The 26892-nt window shown below is 65.6% G+C and carries 24 protein-coding genes; 10 read left to right on the plus strand and 14 right to left on the minus strand.

Going from position 1 to position 26892, the window contains the following annotated elements; all coding sequences use genetic code 11:
- The first annotated feature begins 181 nt into the window (after window positions 1-181).
- Window positions 182-487 carry a TFIIB-type zinc ribbon-containing protein gene (locus AC3YOG_RS01870; protein WP_127751870.1) on the plus strand — a complete coding sequence of 102 codons (306 nt, stop codon included), beginning with the start codon at window positions 182-184 and terminating at the stop codon, window positions 485-487.
- Between the two features lie 76 nt (window positions 488-563).
- On the opposite strand, the gene AC3YOG_RS01875 is transcribed toward AC3YOG_RS01870, so the two are convergent.
- On the minus strand, window positions 564-1562 hold the full coding sequence (locus tag AC3YOG_RS01875) for a sensor histidine kinase (RefSeq protein WP_489933845.1): 999 nt from the start codon (window positions 1560-1562) through the stop codon (window positions 564-566).
- 187 nt (window positions 1563-1749) lie between these two features.
- Here AC3YOG_RS01875 and AC3YOG_RS01880 point away from each other — a divergent pair, with 187 nt between their 5' ends.
- Together AC3YOG_RS01880 and AC3YOG_RS01885 are read left to right on the plus strand one after the other, a co-directional pair.
- The gene (locus AC3YOG_RS01880; protein ID WP_489933846.1) at window positions 1750-2076 is read left to right on the plus strand and encodes a hypothetical protein; all 327 of its coding nucleotides are present in this window, start codon (window positions 1750-1752) and stop codon (window positions 2074-2076) included.
- A gap of 119 nt (window positions 2077-2195) precedes the next feature.
- Window positions 2196-3827, plus strand: coding sequence for a subtype B tannase (locus tag AC3YOG_RS01885; protein ID WP_489933847.1), 1632 nt, complete (start codon window positions 2196-2198; stop codon window positions 3825-3827).
- Here AC3YOG_RS01885 and AC3YOG_RS01890 read toward each other — a convergent pair.
- The 3 genes from AC3YOG_RS01890 to AC3YOG_RS01900 form a co-directional block, all read right to left on the minus strand.
- The gene (locus tag AC3YOG_RS01890) at window positions 3824-4429 is read right to left on the minus strand and encodes a DnaJ domain-containing protein (RefSeq protein WP_489933848.1); all 606 of its coding nucleotides are present in this window, start codon (window positions 4427-4429) and stop codon (window positions 3824-3826) included. The two genes, AC3YOG_RS01885 and AC3YOG_RS01890, sit on opposite strands and share 4 nt — an antisense overlap.
- A 76-nt stretch (window positions 4430-4505) precedes the next feature.
- A complete protein-coding gene (gene hydA / locus AC3YOG_RS01895; RefSeq protein WP_489933849.1) occupies window positions 4506-5930 on the minus strand; it encodes a dihydropyrimidinase in 1425 nt (474 codons plus the stop codon).
- A 20-nt stretch (window positions 5931-5950) separates the two neighbouring features.
- Window positions 5951-6667 (minus strand): FadR/GntR family transcriptional regulator, encoded by a 717-nt coding sequence (locus AC3YOG_RS01900; protein ID WP_489933850.1) that lies wholly within the window; start codon window positions 6665-6667, stop codon window positions 5951-5953.
- A 238-nt stretch (window positions 6668-6905) separates the two neighbouring features.
- Here AC3YOG_RS01900 and AC3YOG_RS01905 point away from each other — a divergent pair, with 238 nt between their 5' ends.
- The 7 genes from AC3YOG_RS01905 to AC3YOG_RS01935 all read left to right on the plus strand — a co-directional run bounded on the left by AC3YOG_RS01905 (window position 6906) and on the right by AC3YOG_RS01935 (window position 13053).
- Complete coding sequence (locus AC3YOG_RS01905; protein ID WP_489933851.1) at window positions 6906-7706, plus strand: transporter substrate-binding domain-containing protein; 801 nt, start codon at window positions 6906-6908, stop codon at window positions 7704-7706.
- Window positions 7707-7774: 68 nt separating this feature from the next.
- Window positions 7775-8446: an amino acid ABC transporter permease gene (locus tag AC3YOG_RS01910; RefSeq protein ID WP_489933852.1), complete on the plus strand. Its 672-nt coding sequence runs from the start codon at window positions 7775-7777 to the stop codon at window positions 8444-8446.
- Complete coding sequence (locus AC3YOG_RS01915) at window positions 8446-9180, plus strand: amino acid ABC transporter ATP-binding protein (protein ID WP_489890980.1); 735 nt, start codon at window positions 8446-8448, stop codon at window positions 9178-9180. Before AC3YOG_RS01910 ends, AC3YOG_RS01915 begins: the two co-directional genes overlap by 1 nt.
- 30 nt (window positions 9181-9210) lie before the next feature.
- Entirely contained in the window at window positions 9211-10434 is a 1224-nt protein-coding gene (locus AC3YOG_RS01920) for a cysteine desulfurase-like protein (protein WP_489933853.1), read from the plus strand.
- Window positions 10435-10618: 184 nt separating this feature from the next.
- Complete coding sequence (gene exbB / locus AC3YOG_RS01925; RefSeq protein ID WP_489933854.1) at window positions 10619-11605, plus strand: tonB-system energizer ExbB; 987 nt, start codon at window positions 10619-10621, stop codon at window positions 11603-11605.
- Between the two features lie 6 nt (window positions 11606-11611).
- The gene (gene exbD, locus AC3YOG_RS01930) at window positions 11612-12061 is read left to right on the plus strand and encodes a TonB system transport protein ExbD (RefSeq protein WP_489933855.1); all 450 of its coding nucleotides are present in this window, start codon (window positions 11612-11614) and stop codon (window positions 12059-12061) included.
- Window positions 12058-13053 (plus strand): energy transducer TonB family protein, encoded by a 996-nt coding sequence (locus AC3YOG_RS01935; RefSeq protein WP_489933856.1) that lies wholly within the window; start codon window positions 12058-12060, stop codon window positions 13051-13053. Before exbD ends, AC3YOG_RS01935 begins: the two co-directional genes overlap by 4 nt.
- 15 nt (window positions 13054-13068) lie before the next feature.
- Here the strand turns inward: AC3YOG_RS01935 and AC3YOG_RS01940 are convergent, their stop codons facing one another.
- The 10 genes from AC3YOG_RS01940 to AC3YOG_RS01985 form a co-directional block, all read right to left on the minus strand.
- Window positions 13069-14385, minus strand: a complete 1317-nt coding sequence (locus AC3YOG_RS01940) for an alanine racemase (protein ID WP_489933857.1) — start codon at window positions 14383-14385, stop codon at window positions 13069-13071.
- A gap of 105 nt (window positions 14386-14490) precedes the next feature.
- Complete coding sequence (locus tag AC3YOG_RS01945) at window positions 14491-15780, minus strand: FtsX-like permease family protein (RefSeq protein ID WP_489933858.1); 1290 nt, start codon at window positions 15778-15780, stop codon at window positions 14491-14493.
- A complete protein-coding gene (locus AC3YOG_RS01950; RefSeq protein WP_489933859.1) occupies window positions 15777-16487 on the minus strand; it encodes an ABC transporter ATP-binding protein in 711 nt (236 codons plus the stop codon). Before AC3YOG_RS01950 ends, AC3YOG_RS01945 begins: the two co-directional genes overlap by 4 nt.
- 100 nt (window positions 16488-16587) lie before the next feature.
- The gene (locus AC3YOG_RS01955) at window positions 16588-17148 is read right to left on the minus strand and encodes a redoxin family protein (RefSeq protein ID WP_489933860.1); all 561 of its coding nucleotides are present in this window, start codon (window positions 17146-17148) and stop codon (window positions 16588-16590) included.
- 20 nt (window positions 17149-17168) lie between these two features.
- Complete coding sequence (locus AC3YOG_RS01960) at window positions 17169-17612, minus strand: hypothetical protein (protein WP_127751854.1); 444 nt, start codon at window positions 17610-17612, stop codon at window positions 17169-17171.
- A gap of 95 nt (window positions 17613-17707) precedes the next feature.
- A complete protein-coding gene (locus AC3YOG_RS01965; RefSeq protein WP_489890988.1) occupies window positions 17708-19051 on the minus strand; it encodes a M20/M25/M40 family metallo-hydrolase in 1344 nt (447 codons plus the stop codon).
- A gap of 145 nt (window positions 19052-19196) precedes the next feature.
- Window positions 19197-20075 (minus strand): DUF58 domain-containing protein, encoded by an 879-nt coding sequence (locus AC3YOG_RS01970; RefSeq protein ID WP_489933861.1) that lies wholly within the window; start codon window positions 20073-20075, stop codon window positions 19197-19199.
- Window positions 20072-21097: an AAA family ATPase gene (locus AC3YOG_RS01975; RefSeq protein WP_489933862.1), complete on the minus strand. Its 1026-nt coding sequence runs from the start codon at window positions 21095-21097 to the stop codon at window positions 20072-20074. Before AC3YOG_RS01975 ends, AC3YOG_RS01970 begins: the two co-directional genes overlap by 4 nt.
- Complete coding sequence (locus tag AC3YOG_RS01980) at window positions 21094-25266, minus strand: VWA domain-containing protein (RefSeq protein ID WP_489933863.1); 4173 nt, start codon at window positions 25264-25266, stop codon at window positions 21094-21096. The genes AC3YOG_RS01975 and AC3YOG_RS01980 overlap by 4 nt, the downstream gene beginning before the upstream one ends.
- Window positions 25263-26615 carry a hypothetical protein gene (locus AC3YOG_RS01985; RefSeq protein ID WP_489933864.1) on the minus strand — a complete coding sequence of 451 codons (1353 nt, stop codon included), beginning with the start codon at window positions 26613-26615 and terminating at the stop codon, window positions 25263-25265. Before AC3YOG_RS01985 ends, AC3YOG_RS01980 begins: the two co-directional genes overlap by 4 nt.
- Window positions 26616-26892 lie beyond the last annotated feature (277 nt).

Raw genomic sequence — 26892 nt, forward strand, 5'->3', positions numbered from 1 at the left:
GAGCGACACGCGGGGGATTGCAACTCCTCACATCCTTGGTTCAACTCCAGGGCGAGGCCTCCAGCATTTCGGCAGGTCCGGGGACGGCTTGGCTGCGACACGTGCGCTCCTCGGCAAGATAGTCTCTGGCAAGTGGGGGACGCGCTCCCCATCTGAGGGGTTTAGCGCGCAGGAGACGCCCATGAAGTGCCCCATCGATAACACCGAACTGGTGATGAGCGAACGCCAGGGGATCGAGATTGATTATTGCCCGCAATGCCGGGGTGTGTGGCTCGACCGCGGTGAACTCGACAAGATCATCGAGCGCGCAGCGCCACAACCCGTGGTGCCAACGCCGCAGCAGCCCTATGACGCGCCGCGCGGCCAGCAGCACCGTTATGGCGATGATGACCGTCGCGAGCAGCAGCAGCGTTATAGCGACGATGACCGCGGCTACCGCCCCAAGAAAAAGCGCGAGGGCTTTTTGGGCGAGATCTTTGATTTCTAAGGCCGCGGCAAGGCGCTAATCCGCCAGGCGCAAGATCCGGACGGGTGAGCCGGGGCGACGAGCCCCGGTGGGGCGGTCAGCTCGCCAAGCGTTCGGCGTCCAGGCTGATGGTCACGATGATGCCTTCCTCGGACCAGTCGATATGGATGGCGCCGCCAAGCTGGCCCGCAACACTGCGCCGGATCAGCTGGCTGCCATAGCCTTCGCGGCTGGGCGGGCTGACGGGTGGGCCGCCGCGCTCGGTCCAAGCAAGGGTGACTTCCTTGTCGGTGGAGCTGCCCGAAATGTCGAGCATGCCGGCTTCAACCGAAAGGGCGCCGTATTTGAGGGAGTTGGTGGCCAGCTCATGCACCACCAGCGCCAGGGTGGTGGCGGATTGTTCGCCGATCCCCATGCGCGGCACCGCGACGCGAATGCGCCCGCTAAAGGCGCCGGAATCGTCATAGGGCGCCAGCAGCACTGCGATCAGATCGCCCAGCAGGGCAGCCCGGCCCTGGTTGCCCGGCAGCGGGCGAACCACGTCATGGGCGCGCCCGAGCGCAGACAAGCGTTGGGTGAGCTCGCGCGCCATATCGGCGACGGTGGTGGTGGAGCGCGAGGTCAGATGCGTAAGCCCCGCCGCAATGGCAAGCAGGTTCTTGACCCGGTGGCTCATCTCGCCGGCCAGCAACTCATGGCCCTCCTCGGCCTGCTTGCGCCCGGTGACATCGAGAAACACACCCGACATGAAGTCGCCATGCATGCCTTCGTCATTGCCGAGGCCACGGGCCGAGACCCAGCGGATCTCCTGGCCCAGCAAGATGCGGAAGTCGATTTCATAGGCGCCGACCATCGCCCTTGTCGCGGTGAAGGCGGCGCGGACGCGATCGCGATCTGCCGGATGGATGCGCGAGGATAGATCCTCAAAGCTCACCTTGCTGGTGGGCGGCAGCCCCCACAGGACAAAGGCTTGCTCATCCATGGCGAAGGCGTCGCTGGTGACATTCCAGGACCACAAAGCGACGCCCGCGGCATGCAGCGCTCGTTTGAGGTTGTTCACCTCCCAAAGGGGGTGGCTGTGGTCGCTAAATGGCATGTCGCCTCCGTTCCCATCGGTTTGATCAGATTGCACCTGCCCGCGCCAGCTTTGTGGCGGGCAAGTGCCGCTGAAGTTCCCTTATTGTGCGGTATTGTCACGCAGGGGCAACCATTGCGGTCCCCGAGGGTTGAACCTAAAGCCCGTAGTGCACGCATTCGTGCCGCTTCCGGCAGGAACACTCCCCATGCAGCATTATCCAGCTGACGACCAGGTCGTCTCGCAGATCGAGACCGTTCGTACTGCCTTGCCAGAATGGGTCATCAGCACCGTCGAACTGGTTGAGCTGGCCGAAAATGCCGAGCGAGCCGCGGTGCAGACCAATCCCGAAACCGAGGAGCGCGCGCGCAAGCTGATCGTCGAAGTTGCCGAATGGCAGCAGAAGCTGAGCGAATGGCAGGGGCTGAACCTGTCGCCGCGTTTGAAGGCTGAACTGCGCATTCTCAAGGCAACGCTGGACGCCTCCATGGACGAGGCCAATGCCGCAGCGGCCGAACTGCACCTGCTGAACTAGCGCCCACGCCGTTGCCTTACCAAGCTGTCTGCATCGTAATCTGGATTGCCGAACCTTAACTGGCGAGCCAGGCCCAGCAGGAATCTACTTCTCCACCACCCTATGCTGGAGACAGGAAAATGCAGCGCAGAGAGGCGATGAAGCTTGGGCTTGGAGCCGGGCTGGCGGTGAGCATGGCGGCCCTTTCCGGCCGCTCCTGGGCGCAGGAGGGGGATGCGAACCTGCAGTTCGATCCCGAGGCGTTCACCGAGCTGACGACCACGATCACCACCGCCGCGGGCGACCGCGAGGTGGTGTACCATTTCTACAAGGCCATTCCCTATGTGGCCCGGCCCGTGGACGTCACCTATCAATGCCTCAATGTCTCGGTGCCGATCCGCATTGATGGGCAGGCGGTGGATGCGTCCCAGGCGCCGATCCTCTTTGCCAACAGCGTGGGTGGCTACATGCCCTCCTCGGTGGCCAATGCCAATGGCATCGATGACAGCCCGCCCATGGGCCTGCCTCCCGGCGCGGCACCAGGCGGCATTCCGGGTGGTACTCCCGGCGGCGCGCAGGTGGAAAGCGGTGGCAATGCCATGCTCGACCGCGGCCAACGCGTCAGCAATGCCAAGCTGGCACTTGCCGCGGGCTATGTGGTGGTGGAGCCGGGCGCGCGTGGGCGCACCCTGACCAACAGCAATAGCGATTACATCGGCGTCGCACCCGCCCCCATTGTCGATCTCAAGGCCGCGGCGCGCTATATCAGCGCCAATGCCGGCCGGGTGCCGGGCAACACCAAATTGATGGTGTCCTCGGGCGTCAGCGCCGGCGGGGCGCTTTCCGCGCTGCTCGGCGCTTCGGGCGATAACGCCATTTATGCCGATGCGCTGGCGGAACTGGGGGCCGCCGAGGGGAGCGACGTGATGTTTGCCTCAGGCGCCTGGTGCCCCATCACCGATCTCGAACATGCCGATATGGCCTATGAGTGGAACTGGGGTCAAAACCCCCTGCCCTCGGGGTCGCTGGTGGACGGCAAGCTGTCGAGTGCGCTGGCGGGCTTGTTCGAGGGTTACCAGGCCTCGCTCGGGCTGCAAGGTTTGGGCGATTTCGGGCCGCTCACCACGCGCACCTATGGCGATTACCTGGTGCAGACTTACCTGGCCCCGGCGGCCACGGCTTATCTCGCCGGTCTCTCGCCTACGGACCGGGAAAGCTATCTCGCCGCCAATCCGAACATCGCCTGGTCGGGCGGCAAGGCTGATTTCACCTGGGAAGAGTTCCTCGAACATGTCGGCGCCCGCCGCAAGGGCGTGCCGGCCTTTGATGCGCTCGATCTCTCCACCCCCGAAAACAACCTGTTCGGGATCGATCAGACCGAGGCGCGCCATTTCACCGCCTTTAGCCTGCGCCAAGCCATGAGCGACCCCAATGCCGAACTGGCGCTCGATATTCCCGGCAAGGTCGTCCAGATGAACCCGATGCCGTTTTTGCGCGAGGCCAATCCGACCCGCGCGAAATTCTGGTGGTACCGCGTGGGCGCCAAGGATACCGACACCGCCCTCACTGTGGTCGGCAATCTCACTGCCGCCGCGCAAAAGCTGGGCGATGATGTCGATACGGCGTTTTACTGGGATGCCGGGCATGGCGCCAATGAGGACGCCGACGCCTTTATCGACTGGATCGGGGTGATCACCGGCTATCCCCCGTTCAGCCCGCCAGCCAAGCCGCCCGGCGGGGGCACCCAGGCTTCGGCGATCGGCGTGGCTTAGGCCACGTCGAGGGCGGAAAACAGCTCCACTTCGGAGTCGTAATTGGCGAGTTCCGAAGCGGCGGTTTCCAGCAGCGACAGCCGGTGCAGCGCCGCGCGGTGCGCACCGAGCTTGGTCTTGATCTGCTCGTTGAGCCGATCCACAAACAGATTAGCCGCCCCGTCGCGCCGCTTGATGCGCGAGCGCAGGTCTTCGAGCGCCTTGATCTCGGCGTCGGCGCTTTTGCGCTTCTGCTCGGCTTCCCCCATCTGCGCCTTGACCACCGAGGTCATCTGCTCGATGAAATCCACCCGGTTGAGCGGCAGCGCCAGCCCGAGCGCGGTGCTGACGGCCGAATCAAACATATCGGCCAGGATCACCACCACTTCCTGCCGATAATCGCGAACACCGGCCTCGTCGATCTCGCCGGTTTCATCAAACAAGCGCTTGGCCACAGGATTGGACAAGATGCCAAAGGCCTGCACCACGGCGATGAAATGGGCAGCATCGCCACCCCGATCGGGATGGGCGACGCGCACGCTTTGCCGGTAAGCAGCCTTGATCGCCTTGGCGTCGGCGGCGCGCGGCACACCCAGGGTGGCGTATGGATCGGTTAGTTTCATGGAGCCAAGAATACCAGACTGTGCCCGCCCGCAGCAATCCATGCGGCGCGCTGCGGCACCTTGCCCTCCGGCAAGCTCAAAGCTGGGCCTGGGCCACCGCCACCAAGGGCGAGCGGGCGCGCGCCAGATGCTGGCCGGCGGGCGCGGCGCCCGTGGGCTCGCCATCGGCCATCACCACCACCCCGCGCAGCATGGACAGCACCGGCCAGCCATTGATGTGCAGGCCCTCATAGGGCGTGTAATCGGCGCCATGGTGGAGCCGCGCCTGCTCGATCGGGGCGCTCTTGTCTGCGTCCCAGATGACGATATCGGCGTCCGACCCCACGGCGATCACGCCCTTTTGGGGATAAAGCCCATAGAGTTTGGCATGGTTGGTGGAGCTCAGCGCCACGAAGCGCTCGAGATCGATCCGCCCTTTGGCGACGCCTTCGGAAAAAAGGATCGGCAGCCGCGTTTCCACGCCCGGAATGCCGTTGGGAATATAGCGAAAGCTCTGCTGGCCGGCAGCGCTCAGCTTGCCATTGGGATCGTCATAGCGGAACGGGCAGTGATCGGACGAGAAGATGTCGAACACCCCGGTTTCGATGCCTTCCCAGCAATCGGCCTGGCTCTGCGTATCGCGCGGCGGCGGCGAGCAGACGAATTTGGCGCCTTCCCAATCGGCGAGATCGAGATCGTCGGCCGTCAGCACCAGATATTGAGGGCAGGTTTCGCCCACCACCGCCCGGCCACGGTCCTTGGCCGCGCGAATTTCGCGCATCGCCGGGCCATTGGAGACATGGACGATCACCACCGGAACATCCACCACCTCGGCCAACGAAATGGCGCGGTGCGTGGCTTCGCGCTCCACCACCTGCGGGCGGGTGGTGGCGTGGTATTTGGGCTCGAACTTGGCCTGCGCCTCGTGCTTGCCGATAAGGTAGCGGATGGCATCCTCGTTTTCGCAATGCACCATCATCAAGGCGCCCGTTTCGCGCGCGCAATCCATGGTGGCGAGCACTTCGTCGTCATAAAGGCGCATGCCTTCATAGGTCAAAAACACCTTGAACGATGTATAGCCTTCCTCCACCAGCGCCGGCAGTTCCTGGCCCAGTACATTGGGCGTGGGGTCGGTGATGATGAGGTGAAAGCTCACATCGGCGTGGCAATTGCCCGCCGCCTGCGCATGGTAGTCCTTGAGCACTTCGCGCAGGGACTGGCCCTTTTGCTGCAGGCAGAAGGGCAGCACCGTCGTTGTGCCCCCGCACACAGCCGACAGCGTGCCGCTGGCAAAATCATCGGCCATGACCGAGCCATCGCCCGAGGGCTGGGCGATATGGACATGGCTGTCGATACCGCCGGGCACGACGATCTTGCCGGTGGCATCGATCTGCTCGCTCGCGGTACCCAGATCGGTGCCGAGCGCCGCGATCACCCCGTCGCGAATGCCGATATCGCAGCGCTGCTGCCCATCGGCGTTCACCACGAGGCCGCCATGGATGATCAGGTCGAAATGGGTCATGTCGGTTTCTTTCGGCGCAGTTAGCTCGAGGGATCGGGGGTCGGCAAAGGCGTCAGCATGATGTCCGCCGCGGCTGCGGTATTGCGGATATGGCGCTGCATCAGGCCTGCGGCCCGGTTGCCGTCATGGCGCGCCAGCGCATCCACAAGGGCGAAGTGTTCATTGGCGGATTCGGCAAAGCGCTGCGGGCGCGTCGCCGGCAGCGGATAGCTGCGGGTGGCGGCAAATTCGTCGGCCGCGCTCATACACATGTCGAGCAGCAATTTATTGGGGCACGCCGCCCAGATCGCGTGGTGGAAATCGCGGTCATGGTCGACCACGCCCACGAGGTCATTGCGGTCCCAGGCCGCGCACATCAGCGTCGTATGCTCGTTGAGGCGGGCCACCGTGGCCTGGGTGATGCCCGGCGCGACGAGATTGACCACGAGGCTCTCGAGATAAAGCCGGGTCTGGTAGATATCCTGCTTGTCATGGCGTCCACTTAAACCCCGGGGGGCGAGTTGGCCGCTGCCGCTCGGGGTCGTGCTGGCAATAAAGGTGCCCCGCCCGGGCTCGATGCGCAAAAACCCCAGGGTCTCGAGCATGGAGATGGTTTCCCGCAGGGAGGCACGCGAAATGCCGAGCTGGCGCGACAGCTCCAGCTGCGAGGGCAGTTGCTGATCGGGCTGCAACTGACCCGTCTGGATCATCTCCTGCAGCTTTTGGGCCGCAGCGCTGGTGACATTTGACCGAGCCATACTCCCCCGAACCTATTGGGCACTCGCTGGTGGATCAACCGTTAGCGCGCGGGTCGGGCCCCGTCACCAGCAATGATCACCGAATAAGCACAGATTCAATCTTGCCCAAAAATCGACGCCAAGTTAGACCGGTCAGACCGGCCAGACCAGCATGCGAGTGGGCATGGCCTGCCGTACACTAGTGGATCGTGACTGCAACACATGCCAGCGCCATCGGCGCCTTAGAAGGGGATACACGATGAGATTAAAGAGTTTTCTCGCCTCCGCTACACTGCTCGCAACCCTGGCCTTTGGCGGCCTGACCGGAGCCAGCCAGGCGGCTGACCTGACGGTTGGCGCCAATATCGGCAATGTGCCGTGGGAATTTCAGGATGCCTCCGGCACCGTTGTCGGCTTTGAAATCGACCTGATCACCGAAGTCGCCAACCGCCTCGGCAAGACCGTTGCCTTTGAGAACATCCCGTTCAACGGGCTGTTCCCCGCCGTGCAGTCGGGTCGCATCAACATGGCGGTCTCCTCGATCACCATCACCGACAAGCGCCTGGAATCGGTGAGCTTCGCCCAGCCCTATTACGACAGCGACCAGTCCCTGACCGTGCTCGCGGCTTCCGGCATCACCGGCACGGCCGACCTCAAGGGCAAGACCATCGGGGTTGATACCGCCTCGACCGGCGACATCTATGCCACCGAGAACACCGAAAAGCTCGGGCTGGCCGGCATCAGCCGCTATGAGGGCCTGACCCCCGCCATGCTCGACCTGCAGGCAGGCCGCATCGATGGCTATGTCAGCGATATTCCGGCGCTGCTTTACTACACCAAGGACAAGCCCGAGTTCAAAGTGGTCGAGCGCATCGTCACCGGCGAGAAATACTCGGTGATGTTCAACAAGGACGATCCGCTGGCTAGCGAAGTCAACGAGGTGCTGACCACGCTCAAGGGCGAGGGCTTCATTGCCGAGCTGCACGAAAAATGGTTCGGCGCTGCCCCCGAGGACACCACCTCGACGGTCGCCGTCCTCGACATGCCTGCGGCCCCCTGATCGGGCGAGCCCTTCTCAAGCGATGCGGTTCGCGCCGCATCGCCCTTCTTCTTAGCTAGGGTTGCCCGTTGGATATCGTCAAAACCTTCTTCAACTGGTCCGTCTTCGTGGACAGCCTGCCCCTGCTCCTGGCCGGGCTTTGGGTTACGGTGCAGCTGGGCGCCGCCAGCATCATTGCCGGGCTGATCCTGGGGCTCGCTGTCGCCCTGTTGCGCCTTTATGGCCCGAGCTTGGTGGCGCTGATTGCCAAGATCTATATCGACATCTTTCGCTCGATCCCGATCCTGGTCCTCTTGATCCTCGTTTATTACGCCCTGCCCTTTGTCGGCATTCGCCTCAGCTCGTTTTGGGCGGCCTGGACGGCGCTGACCTTGGTGTCGGGCGCTTATACCGCCGAGATCTTTCGCGCCGGCATCGAGGCCATTCCCAAGGGGCAGTTCGAAGCCTCCCAGGCGCTCGGGCTCAACTACCGCTACACCATGGTCGACGTGGTGCTGCCTCAGGCGGTGCGCATCGTCATTCCGCCACTGACCAATAACTGCATCAATGTGATCAAGGACACCGCGCTCGCTTCGGTCGTGGCCATGCCCGACCTCCTCAAACAAGCCACCCAGGCCCAGGCGCTTGCCGCCAATCCCACCCCGCTGATCGGCGCGGCGGTCATCTACCTGGCCCTCCTGTGGCCCATGGTCGTGGCTGTGTCCCAGCTCGAAAAGCGTTTCAAGGCAGGAACACGCTGATGGCGCCGTTTATCTCGATCAAGGGCGTCTCGAAGTCCTATGACAAGTTCCTCGCGCTCGACAATGTCAGCCTCGATATCGCGGCGGGCGAGGTCGTGTGCATCATCGGCCCGTCCGGGTCGGGCAAATCCACTCTCGTGCGCTGCGTCAACCTGCTCGAACAGTTCGGGCCCGGCGAGATCAGCGTCGGCGGGGTGCCGGTGCGCGCCGGCAAGGAACTGGCCGCGGTGCGCGCCGATGTGGGCATGGTGTTCCAGTCGTTCAATCTGTTCCCGCATCTGACGGTCAAGCGCAACGTCATGCTGGCGCCGATGCGCACCCGCAAGCTCGATGAAGCCACCGCGAGCGAACGCGCACTCACCCTCCTCAAGCGCGTCGGGATTGCCGAGCAGGCCGACAAATATCCTGGCCAGCTCTCGGGGGGCCAGCAGCAGCGCGTCGCCATCGCCCGGGCGCTCGCCATGGAGCCCAAGGCGCTCCTCTTTGACGAGCCCACTTCCGCGCTCGACCCCGAAATGGTGGGCGAAGTGCTCGATGTGATGCGTGGGCTCGCCCATACCGGGGTCACCATGATCGTCGTCACCCACGAAATGGGCTTTGCCCGCCAGGTCGCCGACCGGGTCATCGTCATGGAAGGCGGGCGCATCATCGAAGCGGGCACCCCAGCCGAAGTGTTCGACCACCCCAAGCAGCAACGCACGCAAGATTTTCTCAAGGCCGTGCTGGCCCACTAACGCCACCCGCCCCAACCAGAGACTTGATAGATGAGCCTAGATCTCGATTTCGTTCGCAACCAGTTTCCGGCCGTGGGCAAGGAATGGGCGTTCTTCGACAATGCCGGTGGATCGCAGATCCTCGGGCGCTCAGTGGAGCGGATCACCGATTTCCTCCTGACCCGCAATGTGCAGACCGGCGGGTCCTATGACGTTTCGATCAAGGCCAAGGAAGCGGTGGAAGCCAGCCGCCGCGCCATTGCGACCCTGGTCAATGCCAGCCGCCCCGAAGAAATCGTCATGGGCCCCTCGACCACCGTTTTGCTGCAGAACCTGGCCCGCGCCATGGCCAGCCAGCTCAATGCCGGCGACGAGATCATCGTCACCAATGCCGACCACGAGTCCAATATCGGGCCCTGGATGAGCCTCAAGGAACGGGGCGTCGTCATCCGCACCTGGGAGGTCAATCGCGAAACCTTCGAGCTCGAGATCGAAGACCTGCTGCCTCTCTTTGGGCCGCGCACCAAGCTCGTTGCCGTCACCCATGTGTCGAACCTTTTGGGCACGATCAATCCCGTGGCCGAGATTGCCCGCATCACCCATGAGCATGGCGCGCGCATTTGCGTCGACGCCGTGGCCTATGCGCCCCATGGCGCGGTCGATGTCACCGGCTGGGACATCGACTACTACGCCTTCAGCTTTTACAAGGTGTTCGGACCCCACCATGCCGTGCTCTACGGCAAGTATGAGCATCTGCTCGAGCTCGACGGCCTCTACCATTATTTCTATGGCAAGGACAAAGTCCCCCACAAGCTCGAGCCGGGCAATGTCAATTACGAGCTCAGCTGCGGCGCGGCAGGGATCGTCGATTACCTCGTGGAACTCGGTGGCAAGTCGAACAGCACGGGCGACGACCGGTCCAAGGTGGTGGCCGCATTCGGTCAGATCGTCGAGCATGAGCGCGTCATCGGCGAGCAGTTGCTTAGCTATCTGCGCGAGCGCAACGACACCCGCATCATCGGGCGCACCCATGCTGTGGCCGGCGCCCGGGTGCCCACGATCAGCTTTGTGGTGGATGGCAAGGATAGCGGCGAGATCGCCAAAGGGATCGACCCCTACAAGATCGCCGTGCGCTTTGGCGATTTCCACGCCCGCCGGCTGGCTGAATATCTCGACCTCATGGGCAGCAGCGGCGTCGTGCGCGTGTCGATGGCGCATTACAACAGCCCGGCCGAAGTCGATGGCCTGATCAAGGCACTCGACGCCACGCTCTAGTTTTTCCTCCAGGCGAGAACAAAGGCGGCGAGCACGGGCTTGCCGCCCTTTTTTGTTTGGCTACGGCCGTCTTTGCTATCTCCTTGTCAGCACTGGCAAAGCGTCTTGTGACAAGCCGCGTAAGATTGTTGACGGTGATGATCATGTTTCGTAGAAGCCGAAAACTGGTCAAGGAGAGTCAACAATGAAGCGCACTGCGGCAGCCCCCTTCGGACTGGCCATGGCCATGGCATGGTGTCTCGGCGCCGGCTTGGCGCTCGCCCAGGACGCAGCTCCCCCAAGCCCGCCGCCCGCAGCGGTTGCGCCAACGACCAGCACACCCGCAGCACCGGCTGCTGTGCCGACGGCGCCGGCGCCCGCTGCAGATGCCGCAACGCCGCTGCCGCCTCCCGCCACTGCTCCGGCCGACCTGCTGGCGCCCGAAGAGCCCCAAGCTGGCGTCAATGCCGACCTGCCACATGACCTTTCCCCCTGGGGCATGTTCATGGCTGCCGACTGGGTGGTCAAAGGCGTGATGATCGGCCTGCTCCTGGCGTCCGTCGTCACCTGGACGGTCTGGCTGGCCAAGACCCTTGAACTGGTTGGCGCCAAGGCCCGGCTGCGCCGCACCCTGCGCGCGGTTCAGGCCTCCACCACGCTGGCCGACGCAGCCACGGCCCTCACCGGCCGGCGCGGCGCCGGCGTGCGCCTCGTGCAGGCTGCCCAGCAGGAAGTGGCGCGCGCCCACCAGGTCATCGATTTTGCCGCCAATAGCGGGATCAAGGAGCGGGTTGCCTCGCGCCTCAACCGCATCGAAATCGGCGCCGGCCGGCGCTTGATGCTTGGCACTGGCGTTTTGGCCAGCATCGGTTCGGTGTCGCCCTTTGTGGGCCTCTTCGGCACCGTCTGGGGCATCATGAATTCGTTTATCGGCATTTCGCAGGCGCAATCGAGCAGCCTTGCCGTCGTGGCGCCCGGCATTGCCGAGGCCCTGCTCGCCACCGCCATGGGGCTCGTCGCCGCCATTCCCGCCGTCATTTTCTACAATATCTTTGCTCGCGCCATCACCGGCTATCGCCAGCAGCTGGGCGATATTTCGGCGGCCGTTGAGCGCCTCGTCAGCAGCGATCTCGACCATCGCTATGTTGCGCGCCACCATCCTGCGGTGCTCCACCCCGCAGCGGCGGAGTAAGCCCGCATGGCCGGCGGTATCCGCGAAAATTCAGGCGACGAGCTCGCCGAAACCCACGAGATCAACGTCACGCCGTTTATCGACGTGATCCTTGTCCTCCTGATCATCTTCATGGTCGCGGCGCCCCTCGCTACCGTCGACATCAATGTCGATCTGCCCGCCTCGAGCGCCGCCCAGGCCCCACGCCCCGACGAGCCGGTCTATGTCACCTTGCGGCAGGATCTGAGCCTGTCGTTGGGCAACGACCCGGTGAACCGCGAAACGCTCGGCACCGCGCTCGACGCGCTGACGCAGAGTGATCGGGAAACCCGCATTTTCCTGCGCGCCGACCAGAGCGTCGATTATGGCGAGCTCATGGGCCTCATGAACCTGCTGCGCGCCGCCGGCTATCTCAAGATCGCGCTGGTCGGGCTCGAAACCGCCCCGCCGGTCGCTGCCGCTGCACCCGCGCCATGACCGCAGCCGCCGGTTCTACCCCCATCGATGATGACGGCCGCGCCGGTTGGCGCGGCGTCCTCCTTTGGGCCGGCGCCTTTCTTGTCGTCCTGGGCACGCAAGGGGCCGGCGCCTATTGGCTCCTCAACCGCCCGCCCGAAGATTTCGCGCTCGCGGGCAACGCGCCCGAGGCCATCATGCTCGAACTGGCGCCGCTGCCAGCCCCGCCCGAGACCGCACCGGCCGAACTCCCGTCACAAGAGCCCGATCTCGCCCCCACGCCAGAGCCGGTCGAGGAAGCCGTCGAGCCCCCGCCGCCCGTACCCGAACCGATCATCGAGGAAACGCCACCCGAGCCGGCCATCGAGCCACCGTCTCCTGAGCCCGAACCAGAGCCCCTGCCGGAACCCGAGCCTGAGCCCTTGCCCGAGCCAGAGCCCCTGCCCGAGCCCGTGCCGGAGCCAGAGCCGCTGCCCGAACCCGAGCCCGTGGTGGAAGAGATCATTCCCGAGTCCGTGGAAGCACCCGAGCCCGCCGTGGTGGCGCCGTTGCCGGTGCAGCAATCGGCCCGGCTGCTGGAGCGCCGCCAGCGCCCTCGGACCACCACTCCGCGCCCGCCTGCCCAAACCGCGCCGGCCCGCACCGCTGCGCCCGCTGCCAGTGCTGCCGCCAAGCCGGCGCCCGCCGCCAGCGCCCAGCCCGCCGCGCGCCCATCGACACCCAGCGTGTCGCCGGCGCGCTGGCAGTCGCAGCTGGTGAGCTATCTCAACCAGCGCAAGCGCTATCCTCGTGCCGCGCAGAACCGGCGGGAAGAAGGGCTGGTGCAGCTCGAATTTTCCATCGATCCGCGCGGCAATGTGCTCTCGGCCCGCATCGCGCGTTCTTCGGGCTATCCCGATCTCGACGAAGCGGTGATGAGCATGATCCAGCGCGCTTCGCCCGTGCCCGCCCCCCCGGCCGAGCTCGCCCAGTCCCGCATGACCCTCACCATCCCCATCCAGTTCGAGCTGTGAGCGGTTTGGCCTGCCTCAGCCAAAACTGGTGAGGAAGGCCCCCGTCACCGTGTGGTCGGGCGCGAGATTGTAGATGATCGCGTGCCGGTCGATGCAGGTGCAGGGATGGGAAATGCCGAACTCGATCACGTCCCCCAGCTGCAGCACCACGCCTTCGGGCAGCGCCACAAACGCATGCTGGTCGTTAAGCCGCAGCACCGAGGCACCACCCAGGTCCACCTGCGCCGGCGCGCCATCGCGATACAGCGCGAGCGGGCGCGGCAGCCCCTGGTCCATCGCCACATCGCGCAGGCCCATGCCGCAGATCGCGAGCCCCGCCTCGGGCAGCGACAGCACTTCGGCCCACAGCCGCAGCGCCGGCCTGAACCCGCTCGAGGCCGAGCGCACCTGGCCGCCAATGCGGAAACCCTCACGCGCATCGAGCCCGGCAATGCCGCGCTCATAGGTGCCATGGTCATGGAAAAAGATCGCGCCGCTGCGCAGCACGAGGAGGCAATCTGGGTCGGCCGCTACCGCCGCTTCCAGCCCCTTGACCACCAGATCGAAAAACACCGAACCGCCGGCGGTCACGATCAGCGGCCGGCTGTCGCCCACCCGCGCCCGCACCAGCGGCAGGAAAGCCGCCGTCATCGCCGTCAGCGCCTCGATGCGCTGTAAGGTTTCGTTGGCATCGGCGGTCGCGGCCGCCCCTTCATAGGTCGCAATGCCCGACAGGCGGAAAGTGTCGGTTTCCGCCGCAAGGATCGCGTCGAGCATCGTGCCCGCCCCATCGGCGCTGCGCAGCCCGGCCCGGCCGGTGCCGAACTCCACCAGCAGCCCCAGCGCGGGCAGGTCGTCCCGCTCGCTCCAGGCGGCGCGAAGCGCCTCGAGCAGCGCCAGGCTATCGACGAACACGTGGATTTCCGCATCCGGGTAGCCCGCCAGCATCGCCGCAAGGCGCCGCGCCGCCGCGGGACCACCCACTTCATTGGCGAGGATCAGCCGGCGCTGACCGGCCGCCAGCAGCACCGCCGCTTGCCGAATATCGGCGACGGTCGAGCCCCAGGCCCCCGCCGCCAGCAGCGCCGCCGAGAGCGCGGTCGACATCGGCGTCTTGGCATGGGGCGCGATGGCCACGCCATGGTCGTTCACATAAGCCAGCATCTGGGCGACATTGCCCGCGAACGCCGCTTGATCGAGCGAGATCAGCGGCAGCGCCATCTTGCCATCGAACGGCTTCCAGCCCTGCGCCCCGATCTGGGCCAGCGGCAAGGGCGCGTTGCCCGGCGGGAAGCCGCGGATGCGCTCGTCGATCACCGGATTGTCGCTGTTGGCCAGGTGCAGGTCAGACATGGAAAGGCTCCGCCGGCCGTGGCCGGATTGGTTATCTTGGGGTCGCACCGGCGGTGCTAGCGTGCCCGAGGGGGGCAGGCAAGCCCACCCGCCCCTCCCGCCGTTTCAATAGGCTTTCATCGCCTGCGCCAATGGCCGCCTTTGCAAGTGCCAGGCCGGCAACAGGGCAATCACCAGTCCCAGCACCCAGATCGCCCCGGCCAGCAGCAGTTCGTCGCGCCCGATCGAGGGGCGCAGGGCAATGCCGATCTGCTGCTCGATGATCGCACTCAGCCCCAGCGACAGCAGATAGCCAAAGCCCAGCCCCAGGCTGACGCCGACGGTAAACAGCACGGCAATGAAGCCCCAGGCGATGGCGAAGATATAAAGTTTTGGCGCCCCGATGGCCCGCAGTGTCACAAATTGTGGCATCAGCAGGCGGAACAGGATCAACACGCTCGCCACGATCGAGAGCATCACCAACGCTTGGGTGACCAGGGCCATCAGCGTCATCAGTTCGCGCACATCGCCCAGCGTCTGGTAGAGTTGGATCAGCACTTCCGCGGGAAAAAACGCCATGGACTCGTCGGTGTTGTATTCCTGGCGCAGCCGGTAAGCGTCGGCGACCGAAGCGGCCTTGAGCACCGCGGCGGGCACGCCCGGCGTTTCCCCTGCAAGATACGGCCCGCCAATGGCGTGCTCGTTGTGCTCGTGGCCATGCTCTTCATGGGCATGGTCGTGCCCCTCGTGGTCGGCTTCGGCGGTTGCTCCCCCGACTTCTTCCCCCTCGCTGTGCAGCAGGCCATGCAGGTCCCACACCAGTTCCACCGGCACGACGATGGCGCGGTCCCAGGGCGAGCCGGTCGCTGCCATCCGGCCCACCACCGTGATCTCGACATCATGGCCTTCGGCATGGTCGAGATCGGCCCCCTCGTGGGTGCCATGGGCGGGGGTGAAGCTGGTGCCGATTTGCAGCGGCACCGAGGCCCCCACCACCGCTTCGTTGATGGCCTCGAACACGCGCCCATCGAGCAGCGCGTCGTTGGACAAATGAGTAACCAGCGGCGCCGTCGCGCCCACCAGCGGGGCGCGCTGATAGCTGTCGCCGAAGGCCAGCGGCGAAGTGAAGGCGGCGCGCTCGTCATTGAGCACCCGCGCGGTCATTTCGGGGGACAGCAGCCGGGAGGAACCGGGCTGCAGGTAAACCGAGGTCAGCAGCGCATCGGTGCGGCTGCTGACCGGGGCAACCACCACATCGAATTTTTCCGCCGCCTGGGCGCTGCCTGATTTCAGCGCCCGCTCCTGGGACACGATGGCCACCGAAAGCGCGGTGCCCGCCACGATCAACACGATAAAAGCCAGCACCGTCATGCGATAGCGCAGCAGCGCGGCCAGAACGATGGGCCAGGGGTTCATAGCTGCACCTCGACGCTATGGGCGGCGGGATAAGCCCGCGGTCCAGCCAGCAACTGGCCATCCTCGATCTCGAACACCTGATCGGCGCGTCGCGCCACCCGCTCGTCATGGCTGACGCAGATCACGGTTTTGCCCTGGCGGGCCAGGCGATGCAGTTCCTCGATGATGAGTTCGGCATTGGCCTTGTCGACGCTCGCGGTCGGCTCGTCGGCCAGCACAATGCCGGGCTCGAGCAACAAGGCGCGCGCCATGGCGACGCGCTGTTGCTGGCCGCGCGACAAGGCCGCCACCGGGCCCGAGCGCACCGGCACGTTGAAATGGGCCAGCAAGGCTTCGGCGCGTTCGCGCAATGCCGCTGGCGTCTTGAGATGGGTGAACCAGGCGGGCACCAGCACATTGTCGAGCGGGCCCAATTCGTCGATCAGCCGGAAATCCTGGAAGATCAGGCCGCAATTGTGCCGCCGCCAGGCGTCGCGCTTGCCTTCGCTCATCGTGTTCAGCGCCAGATCGCCCACCCGGATCGTCCCACCGCTGGGCTGCAGGATCGCCGCGATGATGTGCAGCAGCGTGGTCTTGCCCGACCCGGACGGGCCGATAATGGCGTAGAACCTGGCGGGCGCGAACTGTAGCGACACCGATTGCAGGGCCTCGATTTCCCCGCCGGTGCGATCGGCAAACCGCGCCGAAATATTGTCCAGCATGATCATTGCAGCAAGGTGCTCCTCCGCCCACCCCCGGGTGAGCCACCATCCTCGAAAGGTTGGCAATCGCTGCTGCGCCTGGCCGGTGCGCTCAGCGTGTGACGCTTCAGGGAACACCCGCCCGGGCCAGCAATCTGGGCAGTTGTTCATCGACGAATTTGCGGCTGATCGGTCCGGGATGGCTCAGCAATAGCCGGCCCTGCGGATCGATGACGAAACTATGGGGCAGCCCCACCATGCCGAGCCGATTGGCCACCAACTTGTCGGTGTCGGCGCCCGCCAGGGCATAGGGATTGCCGAGCTCGGCGAGAAAATCGGTGGCGTTTTCCGGCAGGTCGGTGACGTTCATGCCGGCGAGCACCACGCCCTCGCCGGCGGCAAGCTCCACCAGCAGCGGATGCTCGGCCCGGCAGGGCACGCACCAGCTGGCAAAGGCATTGAGCAGCGTGACCTGGCCCTGCAGCGCGCCCGCGTCAAACCCCGACCCCGCCAGTCCGTCGATGGGCTTGAGGGTAAAGGGGGGCAGCGGCGCGCCGAGCGCGAGCGCCGGGGCATTGTCCCGTTGCGCGCCAAACCACCAGAGTCCGGTGCCAATGGTGACCAGCAAGGCCAGGGCAATAACTTGACGCTTGCGCCAATGTGTCTGCCCGCTTGCTGCCGGACCCATCCCGTCGGCCCTTGCCTGTGCTAGGCCTCGTAGAAATCGGCATTGAGCAGGCGCACGCGGCTGACAAACCCGGTGGCCTCATCGGTTGCCGGGCCGATATCGAGAGTGCCCCGGGTCCAGATCAGTGTACCCGGATTGATGGCTTCCTGGCGTTCGCGCATCACCACGAAGATGATGGTGTCGATCCAGTCATCCTCGCTTTCGCAGAAGGGGCAGGATTCAACGGGCTGGTTGGACAGGACGAAAAAGTCGGAATCGACCTTGAGATGGGGCGCCATGAAGCCCTGGATCTCGACTTCGGTGCCGGCCAGTTCCTCCGCCCGGTCGGAAAAGGCCATGTCGTTGTCGTAGTCATAAAGCGAGCCCATGCGAATGCGGGTCGGCGCGGCAAAGCTCGGCAGGGTCAGGAGCGGCAGCGCAGCGAGGCCAACAAGGCCGGTGGTAAAATCGCGACGGGTGATCATTGCAGTTGTCTCCTCGAAATCGGGTGGGAGGCGGTGCAAAACCGCCTCCCACAAGAGCAAAAAACCCGCCGGCGGGGCCCGCGGGCGATTAGGACTTACTCTGCAGCCATGCCGGCATTGGCCAGCACGACAGCCAGAGTGGCCTTCATGTTGGGCAGGGTCTTGTCCTTGGCGGTTTCCAGCCATTCGTCGAGCGAATGGCCACGCCCGCCAATGCCGCTATTGGCGCCAATGGTGAGCGCAGGAATCCCCAGGCTCATGGGCATGTTGGAGTCGGTGGAGCCAAAGCCTTCGCCCTTGAAGTCACCGATCGTGGCTTCGAAGGCCGCCTTGGTCAGCTGGAAGATCTCGGTGTCCTCGGCGGTCTTGCCGGCAGGACGCAGGCCGATCTGCTCGAGTTCAACCGTGATCGGGCCTTCGGCCACGGAACGGCGGGCGTTCTCATTGGCGGCAGCCTGTTCGGCGATGACCTTCATGCGCTCATGCACCTTGTCGAGTTCGGCGGGCTCATTGGAGCGCATGTCGATATCGGCGGAAACGCTGAAGGGGATCGAGTTGACCGAAGTACCACCAGTAAGAATGCCGACGCTGTGCGTGGTCTTGGGCTCGGTCGGAACCTGGATCTGGGAGAAGGAGGTCATGAAGTCAGCCAGGGCATAGGCCGGGTTGACGAGGCCAAAGGCACCAAAGCTGTGGCCGCCGGGGCCCTTGAAGTGCACGCGATAGCGCACCGAGCCCGTACCACCCACGGTGGCGCTGCCGGCCGAGCCGCCTTCAACCGAAAAGAAGCCCTTGATCTTGTCGGCATATTCGCCCTCGTTGAAGAGGTAGCGCACGCCGCGCAGGTCGCCCGGGCCTTCTTCGCCCACGGTGCCGACAAACAGGATATCGTCCTTGGTCTGGATCCCGGCATCCTTCATGGCGCGGGCATAGGCCAGGATAATGGCTGTGCTCATCTTGTCGTCACGCACGCCGGGGGCATGGGCTTCGGTGCCCTTCCACTCGATGGTGACATCGGTGCCTTCGGGGAACACGGTATCAAGGTGCGCCGAGACGACGAGGAACTTGCCGTCGCTTTCGGTGCCCTTCCACACGCCGATGGCATTGCCTTCTTCGTCGACCTTGACCTCGGTCAGGCCCGACGCTTCAAGCAGTTCGGCATAGCGGGCGGAAATGGCTTCTTCCATGAACGGGCCGGAAGGAATCTCGGTCAGCTCTTCGAATTCGGTGATCATCTGGTCGTAATTGGCGTCGAGATACTGCACGGCAGCATCGAACTTGGGGTCGGCCAGGATGGAGTCAACAGCCTCGCCATAGGCTGCGGTATCGATGGGAGCGGCAGCTTCTGGTGCTGCCTCCTGCGCAAAGCTGGCGCCGCTCGCCAACATCGCTGCGGCCAGCGCGGCCGCCGATACAAACTTTGTACTGATGAAATTCACAGTCTTTATTCTCCCTACCTTAACCAAGCCCCAAGATCCGGCCGGGCAGAGTGGAAGAGGGATAACAAGCCCGTATTCGCCGAACCAAAGGAACTTCTCATTCCCCCATCAAACTTGGGGATTTTAAAGCTGGCAAGCCGTACTTTCAGGAAATTACGTATCTTCGCCGTAGTTCAAGGCCAACAAAGGAATTAATGTCCCCGCTTGTGGGGAGAAAGAAGTACTGCCCCGCCCCTCCGCGTGAAATGGTCTGTTCCAGCCGGCTCCGCCACTGCGCGAATGCAGCGCGATAGCGCTCCAGCACTGCGGGATTGAGCGACAAGTCGAGCGCTTCCCCGGTTTCGGCATCGCTGAGCCGCACCGGCCCGCTGCCCAGCGCTGCTGGGTCGATCTCCTGGGGCGAAGCGAGGTGGATGGCCACGATGTCGTGCCGCGCCCCCGCCAACAGCTTGAACTGGGCGTCCACCCCCTCATCCATGAAATCGCCCACCAGCACCACCATGGCGCGCGGCTTCATCTCGCTGCGCGCCTGTGCCAGCGCTTGGGAAAAGGGCGTGCGCCCGCCGGTGGGGCGTTTGCCGAGCCAGTCAAACAGCATTTCGGCCCGGCTCTGCCCCTGCAACTGGGGCGACCAATCCACCCGTTTGCCGCCAGTCACGCCCAGTTGCACCCGGTCGCCCGAAGCCAGCGCGATGAAGCCCAGGACTTGCGCCAGAACAGCGCCGAATCGGTATTTCTGCGGCTCGCCCGTGAGCATGGAGGCCGAGCCATCGAGCAGCACATAAACCGGCAATTGCCGGTCCACGAAATATTCGCGCACAAAGGGCTGGCCCAGTCGCGCCAGCAGCCGCGGATCGAGTTTGCGCACATCGTCGCCCTCCCGGTAGGGCCGATGGGCGGCAAATTCCATCCCCGCGCCCTTGTTCTGCGAGCGCCGCTCACCCACTCCCACCGAAGCCTGCGCCCGGTTGAGCCGGTAGCGCGCCACCACCAATTGCTCGAGCAGGCGCGAATCGGGTCTCACGCGACCGCCCGCACGCTTTGCTCAAAAAGCTTGCCCACCAGCGCCTCCAGCGACACGTTCTCGGCACTCCCTTCGAAATTGAGTTGCACCCGGTGCCGTAGCGCTGGCAGCAGCACGGCGCGCAGATCATCAAAGGCCACGTTGAAGCGCCCTGCCAGCAAGGCATGCGCCTTGGCCGCCAGCACCAGCGCCTGCGCGCCGCGCGGGCTCAGCCCAAAGCGGATAAAGCGCTGCACTTCGGCGCTTGCCCCCGGCGCCGAAGGCTGGGTCGCCAGCGCAAACAGCGCCACCGACCGGCGCACATGTTCGGCAATGGGCACGGTGCGCACACTTGCCTGCAGCGCCAGGATCTGCTCGGGGGTCAGCACCTGTCGCGCCACCGGCTGCTCGGCGCCCGTGGTGGCCTGCAAAATCGCGGCCAGCGTTTCGGCGCTGGGATAGCCCACATCGATGCGGAACATGAAGCGGTCGATCTGCGCTTCGGGCAGCGCATAGGTGCCTTCCATTTCAATCGGGTTCTGCGTTGCCAGCACGCAAAAGGGCTGCGGCAAGGCCATGCTGGTGCCCGCGGCGCTGACCGTGCGCTCCTGCATGGCTTCGAGCAGCGCCGATTGGGTGCGCGGGGTGGCGCGGTTGATTTCGTCGGCCAGCAGCAGCTGGGTAAAGATCGGCCCCGGCTGGAATTTGAGCACATTGCGCCCGTCCGCTTCGGGCGTCAGCACCAGCGATCCCGTGATATCGGCCGGCATCAGGTCGGGCGTGAACTGCACCCGCGAAAAACTCAGACCCGTGACCTCGGCCAGCGTCTTGACCAGCAGCGTCTTGCCCGCGCCGGGCGGGCCTTCCAGCAGCACATGCCCGCCCGCGATGAGCCCGATCAGCAATTGCTCGACAATTGCTTCCTGGCCCAGCACGGAATGACCGATCTCGCTGCGCGCCGCCCGCAGCGCCGCCAGCAGCGCGTCGAGCCCGTCGCGGTCGGCCGGCATCGGAGCGGGGCGCGTGGGGGAAAGAACTGTCATATCGGCTCCTCTGCGGCAGCCCGCCGGGGGCGGACCAGACGGGTGAAAAGATCGGAATAGCGAACCACCAGGTCCGCAATGAACACGAGGAGCGCCAGCCCCAGCCAAAGCGGCCCGGCCGGATCGAGCGACCAGCGCCCAGCCGGGGGCAATTCGAGCGCCGCGCCAGCAGCGTAGTGCCGCCCGCCTGTCGCGGCAACCAGCGCCGCCGCGCCGTCGGGGCGCCGCAGCGGATCGAGTCGGGCGGGATAATCGAGATAAACCGCGGTTTGTGCCTCCGCCTCCGCGGCATGGGCGACAAACTGGTAGGCGCCGGGCCCGCTGGCCACGAAACTGCCGCCGAACAAACCTTCCCCGGCGCGGTGCAATGGCACCACGGTTCTGCCGCCATCGGGCGCCACAGCTTCAAGCACCGGCTCTGCTGCATTGCCCGCCTCAGTCAGCCGCAAATGCACTACATCGCCCTGCCGGCTTGCGCTCAAGCGCAGCCCCGGGGGCTCGGTAGCGGGCAAAAAGCTGCGCAGCGCCTGGGTGAAGAGGCGGGGATAGTCACTGCTTCCTTGCCAGGTCCGGGTCCAGTCGCCCGCCGCATCGGTGGTCATGGCCAGCACCTGCCCGGCGCCATATTGCCAGGAGGCCAGCAGCGGCACCGGCTCGCCGAATTGATCCTCAACCATCGCGTGGGTTGTTGCCTCCGGCTTGGGCGTGGCCAGCACAAAGCCTTCGATGGGCGGGAAGTCCTCGTCCATCCCCAGGAGGAACTGCGCGTCCCGGTCTAGCCAATAGGGTTGTGCCGGCCGTTCCTCGAGCGGCTCGCCGGCCAGCAACATGGCTTCCTGCGACAGGATGGAGGGGAGCGCGGCAAAATCGGTTGTGGCGTGGAACAGCCCGCCCCCTTCGCGCGCCAGCATTTCGATCAGCTCGCGCTCCGAGCCCGCGCCGATCGCCACCGAAGAAACGGTAATATCGGCCTCCCCAATCGCCTCCATCAGCGTATCGTAATCGGCCGGCTGGCTTTCCCCGTCGGTCATCACCACGATGTGGCGGGCCGAAGCGGTCACATCGCGCAATTGCTGGTAAGCGGTGACCAGCCCGCGATACAGCGCCGTGCCGCCCCCCAAGCTCACCTGATTGACCGAGCGGGCGATGAACTCCTTGTCCGTTACAGCGGTCATCGGCACGGTCAGGCGGGCGCCCGAGTCAAAGGTCACCACCGCCACCTGGCTTTCCGGGCTCAGCAGCTCGATTGCCGCCAGCGTGGCTTGCTTGGCGACATCGAGCCGGGTCACCGGCCCCACCGGCTGCTTCATGCTGCTGGAGCGGTCGAGCACGAACACCATGGCGACGCCCGGCTTGTCGCGCGGCACCCGCGCGGAAATCGGCGAGATCGCATCGAGCGGGGTTTCCAGATAGCCGCCCGGCCCAAAGCTGTTGGGCCCGCCCAGGATCAGCAGCCCTCGCCCATGATCGGCAACCGCGGTCTGGATCAGTTCCTGCCGGGCGATGGTCAAGTGGATCGCCGGCAGGTTCATGAGGACAATCCCGGCATAATCGAGCCAGCCATCCAGCGTTTCGGGCGCCTCCGCGGCCGGCACGAGTTCGGCGTCAAAGCCCTGGTCCGCGAGCATGGCAGCAAACGCGGCGCCCTGCCCTGCTTGCCCCGCCAGCACGGCAATTCGCCCGGGCGGCAGCGCCGAAACAACGGTGCCCGCCACATTGTTGCGCGGCTCGGGGTCACCTGCCGCTACAACCTCCATCTGATAGGGCGTCAACCCCGCCGCCCGCACCGAAACCGGCACGGTGACGCGGTTGCTCCCGGTGGTGAGGGCAACATTGTCCCGCCAGATCTCGCCCCCGTTATCTCTGACCACGATCTCGGCCTCAGCCGGTGCCGGCGCCTGCACCAGCCCCACAAGCTCGATCCGGTCGCCGGCAAAAACCGGCGCGGGTGCACGCAAACTGACCGCAAGATCGCCTTGCCGGCTTTCCCCTCCCGCCACTGCATCAATGGGGATGCCGCGCTCCAGCAGACCCGCTGCGCGGCCCGGTTCAGGCCCCACATCCGCGCCCAGCACGATTCCACCCGGCCGGTCCGGCGGCAACAGTGCCGCCGCCAGTTGCAGCGCTGCGGTCCCGGAGCCGCTAAAGCCTCCCCTTGGCGGCATCTCCCCGCTCGATAGTCGCGGCTGCTCGGCCAGCACGAGAGTTTCGGCCCCAGCCACCGGTGCGGCTTCCGGGCCGACAATGGCCATCACAGCTTGGTCGGCTCGATAGATCCAGAGCGGCAGGTTGAACCAGGCCCCGAGCGCGAGGGCCAGCGTCAGCAGGCGCATGCCCAGTACGAGACGGCGGCGCCGGCCGGTCGCGCCGCGGCTCAAGAGCTCCCGGGTGGCAAAGCGCTCCTCGCCGCGCCCCGCCAGAACCGCCTCGATCAGCAACACGGCCAGGGCCGCGCCGATCAGCCAGGGCCACAGCACCACGGGGCGACCCGGCACGGCAGTGGCTGCGCCAGCGGTGGCGATCAGGCTTTCGGCGCCCAAAGGCGGGGGCACCGCCACAAGGGCGCTCCGACCCTCCCGCTCCAGCTGATACAGCCCCGCCCGGTCCGGCACAAAAGCCTCCGCCAGCGCAGTGGCCGCGCCCGTTCCCTCGTCTAGCCGCCGCATTGTTCCCCCGGCGAGGCGCACATCGAGCGGGCACGTCACCCCAATCTCGCAATGCGGCTCCACCACGGCTCCCGGCAGCGGCCCGAGCAGTTCCATCAGATTGACCGCGAGAACCGCCAGCGCCGGCTGGCCGGCCCAGCTGCTCGCCGCCGGATCAAAGCCCAGCCGGAGGTCATAGCCTTCGGGCCGCCGGGCCAGCGTCACCAGCGGCGCGTCCCCGGCCCAGGCGATGATTTCCGCATCGGTCGGCGCCGGCTGGCGATAAGCCGCCGCGAAAACGAGGCTTTGCCACCCCATGGCGCGCGACAGGGGGTGATCATCGCGCCAGCCCGTCACCGCTGCGGCAGGCAGGGCCTTCGTCATTTCCCCCGCCTGATGCGCCGCACCGATCCACACCAGATTGGTGGCGGGCGCTTCCTCGACCGCCACCCCATCGATCAACACCAGGTCAAAACGGTCGGCATCAGCGGGCAGGCTCGCCGCTTCGGTTACCGTGACGCCATCGATCGCCGCGAGCGCCTGCGCCAAGGGTTGCTCGCCCGGTCCCACATACAGAACGGCTCGCTCGGAGGGGGCAGCATTGACCACAAAATGCACCCGATCGTCGAAGCCCGCTGCATCCGGCGCCAGTTGCACCGAAACAATGCCGGCGCCCGGCACGGCCAGGCTCTGGGTAAACGCCCCCGCCGCGCCCTGCTCGAAACTCAAAAGGGTTTGCCGCTCGCCACCCTGCGGCTGGAACTCGACGCTGACGACCGTTCCGGCCATGCGATCAGAGAAGGTCACTTCACCGGCAAGGCTCCAGTCCTCCTGCCCGCCCGACGGTGGGACCAGCGCCGCCCGCACACCGGCATTGGCCGCAGGCGCTCCGACCGGCACCAGGGCCAGCCGCAAGCTGTCGTTGGGGACCAGGAAATCGGCGGGCGGCGCATCGGACACCACGATCACCTGGGTGATCTCGTCGGGGCGATGAAGTGTTTCCACCAGGGCGCGCGCGCCGGGCCAATCCGCCGCGCCGTCCTCGGGCCCAACCCGCGCCAGGGTATCGGCGAGGAGGTCGGGCAACATGGCCTGCCGCGCCAGTTCGGGGCGGGCGCTGTTGCCGGCAATGATCAGCGAATAGCGCGCCAGGTCGCCATCCCCCTCGGCATGCGCGCGGACCAGCGCTTCGGCCTCCTCGCGGCGCGTTGCAGTGCCGTTGCTCGCGCCCATGCTGGCGGAATTGTCGAGCACATAGATCCAATGCCTGATCTCGCGGTTGGCGCCCCAGAATGGCTGGCTGAGCGCCAGCACGATCAGCACCAGTGCCAGCAATTGCAGCAGCAGCAGGAGGCTTGGGCGCGGCCATTGCCACAGCGCCCGCATGCCGGTCGGCGCCATGTCGATCTGCTTCCAGATCATCAGTCCCGGCACCGTCACCGGACGACGGCGGCGCACATGCAACAGCGCGATCAGGATACCCAATGCCAGCAGACCCAACATGAATGGGGCCAGCAAACTCATGGCGCGATCTGCTCGTCGCGGCTGAACAAGCGCTTCACGGCCGGCGCGGCGCTTGGGGGAACGGCTTGCCGCACCACGGGCATGGCGTCCTGGCGCGGCCATTGCCGCTGCGCGACAGTGTCGTTGACCCGGCTTTGGCGTGCCTCGGTGGTTTCGCTGCTGCGCACCCGTTCGGCATCAATGGTTGTTCGCGCGGCCAGCGTCTGGCTTTCGGCAAACCCGGCCGGCGGCGGCAGGCTTGGCGCCGAGGCATTGGCAGCCGGACCCTCACCGGTGCCGGCCATGTTGCTTTCGGCTTCCCCCGCCCCCTCTGCAGCGCCCTCGGCCGAGGGCTGGGGAGCACTGTCATCAAAGCCCTCCTCCTCGCCCATGCCCGAGCTTTGCTGCTGGTTGGATGGCGGGGCAATGCCGAGACCCTCGCCTTCGTCTCCTGATGCCGGCAGCGTACTGGGCTTGACCTGCGCCACATCGCCCTCGGGCGCCGCGGTTTCGCCCCCAGGCTGCCCTGCGCCGCCATTGCCGCCCGCGCCCGGGCCGGGATTGCCGGCATTGTTGTCGGCGCCGGCAGAGCGGGCGGCTGCGATGCGGTCAGCCAAGCCGGTTTGGTCGCCCTCAAAGGGCGGCCAATCATGGAGCGGATTGCCATAACGATTGCCGGCCCGGTCCAACTGCTTGGCGAGTTCACCGATCTCGGCCGCGTCGGGCCCGGCCTCGTCGAGCCCATCAGCAAGGGCCTGCATCTCCGCAGCGACCGCGGCCAGTTCGGGATCGTCGCGCCGTTCGGCATCGGCCGCGATCAACTCGGCGGCGGCGGCAATGTCGCTGCCACTCACCTGGGCTTGCGCCGGAACGCTCAACCGCTCGCTGTCCCCTGCCACCGGCACGGCACCGACCCAGTGGGCGGCAATGGCCAAGGTCACGGCGAGCAGCGGCGCTGCCATGGCCCAACCCATCCGTTTCGTGAACCACGGGGCCACTTGCGCCGGGTCGGCCCGCTCGGCCGCCTGCCCGGCATCGAGCAACAAGGCCTCACGCACTGGTCCGGCTTGTGGCCCGGGCACCACTTCAAGCGCACTGGCGAGCTTTTCGGCCAGCGCATAGCGATCATCGGTTACCATCGCCAACCGCACTGGCGCGGGCGCCTTCGCGGTGATCATGGCGGCAAGAATGGCAAAACCCAGCAGCCCCGCACCCAGCCCCAGCCCGATTGCGGCACCAGGATTGCCGGCAGCCAGCGTCCAGGCAGAACAGGTAAATACGGCAATGCCGAATGCCAGCGCATAAAGCCCCGCCTCGACCAAGCGCAGCAGGCGCCAGCGATGGCGCAATTGTTCCAGCAATCGGGCCATGCTGGCCGAAGCGGACACAGGCTGTAGGTCAGAGTTCAGCCGCGACAAACTCAAGAACTGGGCAAACCACGCTTGGGCCGGTGCACATCCCCGACCTTGCCGGTGATCCGATCAACTGCACGCCCAGCCGCATATACGACTTTAGTCGCACTTGGCTGATCCAAGCAGCCGCTACCTCCATTCAGGACCCGTTCAGAACCCGTTCATCTTTGTGGCTAAAAGGCGGAACGGGCCCAGCACGACGGCAAAAGGCGCGGAAACAGGGGCGCTCGTCACA

The sequence above is a fragment of the Devosia sp. Z6_126 genome (assembly GCF_058133495.1).

Coding starts and splice junctions, on each gene's coding strand:
- AC3YOG_RS01870 (WP_127751870.1), top strand. CDS start 182: ATGAAGTGCCCCATCGATAACACCGAACTGGTGATGAGCGAACGCCAG.
- AC3YOG_RS01875 (WP_489933845.1), bottom strand. CDS start 1,562: ATGCCATTTAGCGACCACAGCCACCCCCTTTGGGAGGTGAACAACCTC.
- AC3YOG_RS01880 (WP_489933846.1), top strand. CDS start 1,750: ATGCAGCATTATCCAGCTGACGACCAGGTCGTCTCGCAGATCGAGACC.
- AC3YOG_RS01885 (WP_489933847.1), top strand. CDS start 2,196: ATGCAGCGCAGAGAGGCGATGAAGCTTGGGCTTGGAGCCGGGCTGGCG.
- AC3YOG_RS01890 (WP_489933848.1), bottom strand. CDS start 4,429: ATGAAACTAACCGATCCATACGCCACCCTGGGTGTGCCGCGCGCCGCC.
- hydA (WP_489933849.1), bottom strand. CDS start 5,930: ATGACCCATTTCGACCTGATCATCCATGGCGGCCTCGTGGTGAACGCC.
- AC3YOG_RS01900 (WP_489933850.1), bottom strand. CDS start 6,667: ATGGCTCGGTCAAATGTCACCAGCGCTGCGGCCCAAAAGCTGCAGGAG.
- AC3YOG_RS01905 (WP_489933851.1), top strand. CDS start 6,906: ATGAGATTAAAGAGTTTTCTCGCCTCCGCTACACTGCTCGCAACCCTG.
- AC3YOG_RS01915 (WP_489890980.1), top strand. CDS start 8,446: ATGGCGCCGTTTATCTCGATCAAGGGCGTCTCGAAGTCCTATGACAAG.
- AC3YOG_RS01920 (WP_489933853.1), top strand. CDS start 9,211: ATGAGCCTAGATCTCGATTTCGTTCGCAACCAGTTTCCGGCCGTGGGC.
- exbB (WP_489933854.1), top strand. CDS start 10,619: ATGAAGCGCACTGCGGCAGCCCCCTTCGGACTGGCCATGGCCATGGCA.
- exbD (WP_489933855.1), top strand. CDS start 11,612: ATGGCCGGCGGTATCCGCGAAAATTCAGGCGACGAGCTCGCCGAAACC.
- AC3YOG_RS01935 (WP_489933856.1), top strand. CDS start 12,058: ATGACCGCAGCCGCCGGTTCTACCCCCATCGATGATGACGGCCGCGCC.
- AC3YOG_RS01940 (WP_489933857.1), bottom strand. CDS start 14,385: ATGTCTGACCTGCACCTGGCCAACAGCGACAATCCGGTGATCGACGAG.
- AC3YOG_RS01945 (WP_489933858.1), bottom strand. CDS start 15,780: ATGAACCCCTGGCCCATCGTTCTGGCCGCGCTGCTGCGCTATCGCATG.
- AC3YOG_RS01950 (WP_489933859.1), bottom strand. CDS start 16,487: ATGATCATGCTGGACAATATTTCGGCGCGGTTTGCCGATCGCACCGGC.
- AC3YOG_RS01955 (WP_489933860.1), bottom strand. CDS start 17,148: ATGGGTCCGGCAGCAAGCGGGCAGACACATTGGCGCAAGCGTCAAGTT.
- AC3YOG_RS01960 (WP_127751854.1), bottom strand. CDS start 17,612: ATGATCACCCGTCGCGATTTTACCACCGGCCTTGTTGGCCTCGCTGCG.
- AC3YOG_RS01975 (WP_489933862.1), bottom strand. CDS start 21,097: ATGACAGTTCTTTCCCCCACGCGCCCCGCTCCGATGCCGGCCGACCGC.
- AC3YOG_RS01980 (WP_489933863.1), bottom strand. CDS start 25,266: ATGAGTTTGCTGGCCCCATTCATGTTGGGTCTGCTGGCATTGGGTATC.
- AC3YOG_RS01985 (WP_489933864.1), bottom strand. CDS start 26,615: ATGGCCCGATTGCTGGAACAATTGCGCCATCGCTGGCGCCTGCTGCGC.